Annotated in this window: 3 protein-coding genes and 1 CRISPR repeat array; all 3 genes read right to left on the minus strand. The window is 38.7% G+C overall.

All coding sequences use genetic code 11. From position 1 onward, the window contains the following. Positions 1 to 100: 100 nt before the first annotated feature. On the minus strand, positions 101 to 1,093 hold the full coding sequence (locus tag MM214_RS16295; RefSeq protein ID WP_241297060.1) for a DUF4407 domain-containing protein: 993 nt from the start codon (positions 1,091 to 1,093) through the stop codon (positions 101 to 103). 98 nt (positions 1,094 to 1,191) lie between these two features. Then, positions 1,192 to 1,398, minus strand: coding sequence for a hypothetical protein (locus tag MM214_RS16300; RefSeq protein WP_241297065.1), 207 nt, complete (start codon positions 1,396 to 1,398; stop codon positions 1,192 to 1,194). A gap of 182 nt (positions 1,399 to 1,580) precedes the next feature. Beyond that, positions 1,581 to 2,648 (minus strand): helix-turn-helix transcriptional regulator, encoded by a 1,068-nt coding sequence (locus MM214_RS16305; RefSeq protein ID WP_241297067.1) that lies wholly within the window; start codon positions 2,646 to 2,648, stop codon positions 1,581 to 1,583. Between the two features lie 1,471 nt (positions 2,649 to 4,119). Next, a CRISPR array of direct repeats spans positions 4,120 to 7,033; the repeat unit is 37 nt; unit sequence GTCTTAATCCTTGTTTTAGTGGATGTGGTACTCTGAC. The last annotated feature ends 17 nt before the right edge of the window (positions 7,034 to 7,050 follow it).

The raw sequence follows: 7,050 nt of genomic DNA on the forward strand, positions 1-7,050 counted from the left end.
CTTACCCACTAGGAAGTCAATCTTCCCACTTACACACCATTTCTGAAAATGTGGGCCTAAAAAATCCGTACCAGGCCCATCCATCAAAAAATACCCTGAATCATCCCACATCACGACTGATCAACCGCTTGATTTTAGTCCGATCTTGACCTAAAACCTCAATCTCACGAACCGTCTGCTCCCGAGCCATCCGATACGCATCCAATTGCTGTAGTGCGTACTCCTCCTCCGCCTGTAAGAAACTCTCAAATATGGTCTCAGAAACAGCCATCTTATACAAGATAAAGTAGGACTCAATTAAAAACACAAACCCAAAGAAAAACAGATAGATCACCAAGGTCATCGTACTGCTACATACAAATTCGTGCAAATCAGTCAACTTACTTAGCAAAGCATCGGAGCGCTTTTCCGCCATTTCTTCTCCATGTATCAAGGAGCGTTCTTCTAAATCCTTGACAGCCTCCTCATACTTTTGCTCTACTTGAGCCAGGTAGACCGCTGCTCTATCCTTTTCTTGAGCCTTAGCCTGTGCCACTTTTCCAAATCCCTTTTTACCTGTACCTCCTTCACCATCCATTTCTTTGATGTGGATATCCCTTAAGGCACTGAATACCTGCGCCGCACGTTCTTTTTCAGCCAATAGTCTACTTACTTCACCCTGATGCTGCTCTTTATAAGATTCAGCATGAACCACTCGCTCATCAGCACCCTTTTTTTGCCTATACTCCTCCAAATCCCCTGAAAATAGTGCCATATCAATAGCCAAGGAACCCAAAACCGTCGAAAATAAAGCAAAGGTGATCCGAAGTACTCCTAGTCCAGTTTTATGCTTTGTCTGAGGACTTGAAATAAAGCTTCGGTCTATGATAAATATAAAGCTACCCAATACCAGCGCTACCAGCACAGAAGGAACCAAGCCCAACCCAATCAAGGAATAGCTAAAGTAAAAACCTGAAAAAATCCACATCACCAATGGAATTAGCAACAATTGACCCAAGGTTACTATTTTCTGCTTGCTACGCGTTGGCTGCTTCTGAACCGTTGAATAATCGTACTGAAATATTGTCGAGAATAATTTTAAGAAAGTTGTCATGATCGTAGAAATTTAAATGTGAATGATTTTTTAAACAGAAATTATTGGAACTTGATATTGTCCATGTCCAGCTTCATGGCAGCGTTGACATAAGGTCACTAATAGGCTGGTCTCATACTCCCAGGGCTTTTTCCAAACTCCAGAAAAACCAATAACATGGTACTGTCGATGATGCACCTGAAGGGAATCCTCTCTCCCACAAGACCTGCACCTGCCAGCATCCCGCTCAATAATCTCCTGCCTAAGTGCTCTCCACCTCGGATCAAGTAACTGTTCCATGTATTGCTCCGCTGCTGTTGTTTCAATAACTGTCATGATTGGCCTCCTTCCTTCGATTTGATTCTATTTCCCTAATTGTTGACACAAAATAAAAGCCTAAGAAGGAAGTCTATCTTCCTACTTAGGCTCTCTGATTAAGTTCTTTAATAAAATTTTTGAAACTACAACAACCTATTTACAGTCAATTATTTAAATGAAAAAATTTAACTTATAAATAATGCTCCTTCATTTCGGTAATCAGCTCTTTCATTTTTAACCGTATTGACTTCGGCCCTACAACTTTTAACCTAGGTCCATAAGAAATCAATAAAGCAAACATTTCATAATTAGGTTTGACATGGATTTTAATTGAAAACCAGTCAGGATGATCGGTAGGCTTGTGTGGACGTTGGGACTCGTGCAGCAATTTGGTAGTGAGGTAGGGTAATAAATTTTTATGTACATACAACTCTACCACTTCTACAGGCACACGCATATCATTCGTAACACCAACAATATCTTCAAAAAACTCCTGCGGTTCCTCCCCAGGACCAGGATATGGAACAAAGGTGTGGTCTGAAGGCTCAAGCCCTTTAATTCGGTCAAGAGGTAGGGTAGTTACATAAGACAAACCTTCACTGGAACATAAAACAAACCATCTTTTGTTAAATTGCTTGAGCAAATAGGGTGAAATACGGTATTGCTTGATTTCAGGGGAAGAAAACTCCTGATATTGCACCAATAGTGACTCTTTTTTTTCGATAGCTTGATATAAAGGAATGATCAATGAGCTACCACCCGCATCTTGATCTTGATGATCAAACTGTACCAGTACAGGAGCTGCTGTAGCATTTTTTTGCTGTTCATCTAATTGCTTCTTCACAGGCAATGTCTTAATCCGTAATTCGAAATCTTCAATCCAGAATTGGTCATGAAAAGTACCTCCGAAACGTTGTAATAGATATAAAGAAGATTTAAGATTGGATATATCTTCTTCATTGAGCGGACTTTTGGAAATACTAAAACTAGCATCTTCATAGTAGAAAAAATTTCTATTTTCCCCAGGTATCTTTTCAGAAATAATGGGTGCTTCAAATCCTAAGTCACTCTCCATGAAGTTTAAGTCATTCCTTATTTGCCGGGGACTTACACTATAAGTATCACCCAAGGATGCGATTCGGTCTACACCCTCACTGCACCTTTTCGTAAGATATTCCAATGTGTTACGCTTATTCTTAACTTGTAAAATTTCATCTAATATCCGATATCGAATTTGAGCATATTTAGTAGCTGGCATACGTAAATTATTTGATTACCTTAAAGTATAAAAATTTGTCATGTAACACTAGAAGTTCAAAAACAAAAAACTAACGGCAGCCAACAGATCCTCTCAATCCAAAAAATGACTGCCATACCATACACTCGGCGCATTCAAGCACCCATTTAAGTTTCGCCGACAACTCCCTGTCTTGACTACTTCTTCTTTTCCAGTTCTTCGGCTATGATCCCTAGGACCACAGGAGCGATGACGATCGCCTACCGAATTAATATCGTGATTATGAATTTTTCTATATTTTAGAAGTTAGTGAAATCATCTGGTTACATATTCACGGCTGCGGGCACAAACCCGACCACCGTACCAACTCGCTACGTAGCATTCCTGCTGCCCTTTGGATTTTCAGAAACACCCCAAGTTTCTTACTTTTCCTTTTGCATCAACTTTCGGAGAATCTCTAGCGCTCCCTCCAACACAATCTCAATGATCTCCTCAGTCGTTTTTTTAATTTCAGTTGTCATAATTTTAAATAGTTTAAAGTTTAACTGCGATTGAACATTACAAAGAAAGTCTTGAAGTAGGAAATCTATTTTCACAACACCAACTCCCCCTGAAAAAAATCAATCAAAAACAAAAAACTAACGGCAGCCAACAGATCCTCTCAATCCAAAAAATGACTGCCATACCATACACTCGGCGCATTCAAGCACCCATTTAAGTTTCGCCGACAACTCCCTGTCTTGACTACTTCTTCTTTTCCAGTTCTTCGACTATGATCCCTAGGACCACAGGAGCGATGACGATCGCCTACCGAATTAATATCGTGATTATGAATTTTTCTATACTTTAGAAGTTAGTGAAAACATCTGGTTACATATTCACGGCTGCGGGCACAAACCCGACCACCGTACCAACTCGCTACGTAGCATTCCTGCTGCCCTTTGGATTTTCAGAAACACCCCAAGTTTCTTACTTTTCCTTTTGCATCAACTTTCGGAGAATCTCTAGCGCTCCCTCCAACACAATCTCAATGATCTCCTCAGTCGTTTTTTTAATTTCAGTTGTCATAATTTTAAATAGTTTAAAGTTTAACTGCGATTGAACATTACAAAGAAAGTCTTGAAGTAGGAAATCTATTTTCACAACACCAACTCCCCCTGAAAAAAATCAATCAAAAGGAAAACTAACGGCAGCCAACAGATTCTTTCAATCCAAAAAATGACTCCCGTACTATAGACCTGGCGCATTCAAACATTCGACTAACTACCGAAGTTGGGAATAAAAATAGTGATTGATTCTTTTTGTATTGATTCTTTGCTTTTTTCTTCTGGAACCTTGTTGTCTATTCTCTAAACTCTCGCTTCTCACTTCTCAAGAATAGCGAAGGCGAATCGGGATAGTACGTAGATTTTTTTCATCTGTTTGTCGAAAACAGGCTCTCCCTGCATCCTGGCCCAATGCTAAAAATATTCACTGAATATTTTCTTAACGCATCGTCCTCCTTGTTTTAGTGGATGTGGTGCTCTGACAAATTTGATGGGTATGGTAATTTAGAAAGTACCGATGTCTTAATCCTTGTTTTAGTGGATGTGGTACTCTGACAAGGGTTTTTTAGTTTACGGGTTGGCGTCTTGTGGTCTTAATCCTTGTTTTAGTGGATGTGGTACTCTGACGAATTCGTAAAACTCATAAAAGACTTCATTGGTGATGGTCTTAATCCTTGTTTTAGTGGATGTGGTACTCTGACATCTACATAGAACATGAAGATTTCATAAAAGGCGGTCTTAATCCTTGTTTTAGTGGATGTGGTACTCTGACAACGTTATCCAGGTTTAGCGGATAATAAAGTGGCGTCTTAATCCTTGTTTTAGTGGATGTGGTACTCTGACTAGGTATGGATGAAAAGGACAATTATCATATTGTATTGTCTTAATCCTTGTTTTAGTGGATGTGGTACTCTGACGGAGTTCTTATTTCTCTTTTTCGTAGCCTCAATTCAGAATCTTCTCCCGAAGCTTCTTCCTTTCGGTTCCCTCCTTGCCAGTCGGTCATCCTTGTTTTAGTGGATGTGGTACTCTGACCACTGATAATAGGTGCTATGCATTTGATTCCAATTAGTCTTAATCCTTGTTTTAGTGGATGTGGTACTCTGACAGTACGATTTGAACGTACTAGGTAGTACTATAATGGTCTTAATCCTTGTTTTAGTGGATGTGGTACTCTGACGGTGTAATAAAAAACCTTCCAGCAAACCCTCAATCGTCTTAATCCTTGTTTTAGTGGATGTGGTACTCTGACAAAGCACTAATAATTTTCTTCATGTCTGTAAGTGTAGTCTTAATCCTTGTTTTAGTGGATGTGGTACTCTGACATTTGGTGACAAAGATGAGGAGTTTTTCTTGGAGGGTCTTAATCCTTGTTTTAGTGGATGTGGTACTCTGACGTGTTATAAGCACGTTTATAATGTCACAACCGTATCGTCTTAATCCTTGTTTTAGTGGATGTGGTACTCTGACAAATAGTAGATATGTCTACTGAAGAGGGTAAAAAGTCTTAATCCTTGTTTTAGTGGATGTGGTACTCTGACTAAAGCAAAAGTACAGTATCATGTTGTGGATGCTGAGTCTTAATCCTTGTTTTAGTGGATGTGGTACTCTGACAATGTCAAATCTAAATAATTAAAGTTATGAAATTACGTCTTAATCCTTGTTTTAGTGGATGTGGTACTCTGACCCTAAAGTTGAAATCGTGGATATGTCCACTGACGAAGGTCTTAATCCTTGTTTTAGTGGATGTGGTACTCTGACTATACTGACAAAGCTTCAAGACTAGAGCTTGAGTCTTAATCCTTGTTTTAGTGGATGTGGTACTCTGACAGCAAATTAGAATATTTTACAGGAAAGGTAACATTGTCTTAATCCTTGTTTTAGTGGATGTGGTACTCTGACATGGAAAGAAAAAAAGTATTTGAAATTATTAATGCGGTCTTAATCCTTGTTTTAGTGGATGTGGTACTCTGACGAGTTTATATAGTCAGGAGTGGATTAGTTATTACCAAGTCTTAATCCTTGTTTTAGTGGATGTGGTACTCTGACTATTATTAAAAATATGCAAAAAGGGGTTTGTTATTGTCTTAATCCTTGTTTTAGTGGATGTGGTACTCTGACAATGGTTGAAAAATAATCTTAGTTTATGTAGTATAAAGTCTTAATCCTTGTTTTAGTGGATGTGGTACTCTGACCCCTAATAAGAATGACTAAAAACACTATTGAGGCTTGTGTCTTAATCCTTGTTTTAGTGGATGTGGTACTCTGACTTGGTGGTATGTCAAAGAATCTAATAACACCGATTCGTCTTAATCCTTGTTTTAGTGGATGTGGTACTCTGACTTTAAGGATTAAAGTTTATGAGGATGGCATTAAAAGGTCTTAATCCTTGTTTTAGTGGATGTGGTACTCTGACGGTTTAATTTCTAAGTAGTACCGAACGAGATTTCAGTCTTAATCCTTGTTTTAGTGGATGTGGTACTCTGACGGGATTAAATCTCCCGTCTGGAACTAAGTTCAGTAGTCTTAATCCTTGTTTTAGTGGATGTGGTACTCTGACCCTTAATACGGTTCCACTACAGGGATTCCAAAAGAATCGTCTTAATCCTTGTTTTAGTGGATGTGGTACTCTGACTGAGTACTGCAGGAGCATCCCTGCTAAGGCTACTACGTCTTAATCCTTGTTTTAGTGGATGTGGTACTCTGACTTATCCAGAATGATGCTAGTAGCAATAGAATCAATAGTCTTAATCCTTGTTTTAGTGGATGTGGTACTCTGACTGCAGGTGCTTTGGCTTTAGGTGCGAAAATGAGAGTCTTAATCCTTGTTTTAGTGGATGTGGTACTCTGACCATGGAGTCTTTAGGTGTATGTAGAGCTTGGAGTGTCTTAATCCTTGTTTTAGTGGATGTGGTACTCTGACCCTGTGAAGAAAAATATAACGCTGTAAAACTTGTAGGTCTTAATCCTTGTTTTAGTGGATGTGGTACTCTGACGATATAATATCTAAAAAAGATATATCTGAATTATTTATGTCTTAATCCTTGTTTTAGTGGATGTGGTACTCTGACTCAGAATTAAGTACCCAAAATCAAATATTGAATTGTCTTAATCCTTGTTTTAGTGGATGTGGTACTCTGACACAGTAGAAGAAATCTACCCAAGTGCACCAGAATTGTCTTAATCCTTGTTTTAGTGGATGTGGTACTCTGACAATGGTATTATGAAAAGTATGATATTGAGCTATTTGGTCTTAATCCTTGTTTTAGTGGATGTGGTACTCTGACTTATCCAGAATGATGCTAGTAGCAATAGAATCAATAGTCTTAATCCTTGTTTTAGTGGATGTGGTACTCTGACTGCAGGTGCTTTGGCTT

Source organism: Belliella kenyensis (genome assembly GCF_022549675.1).
GTDB lineage: Bacteria > Bacteroidota > Bacteroidia > Cytophagales > Cyclobacteriaceae > Belliella > Belliella kenyensis.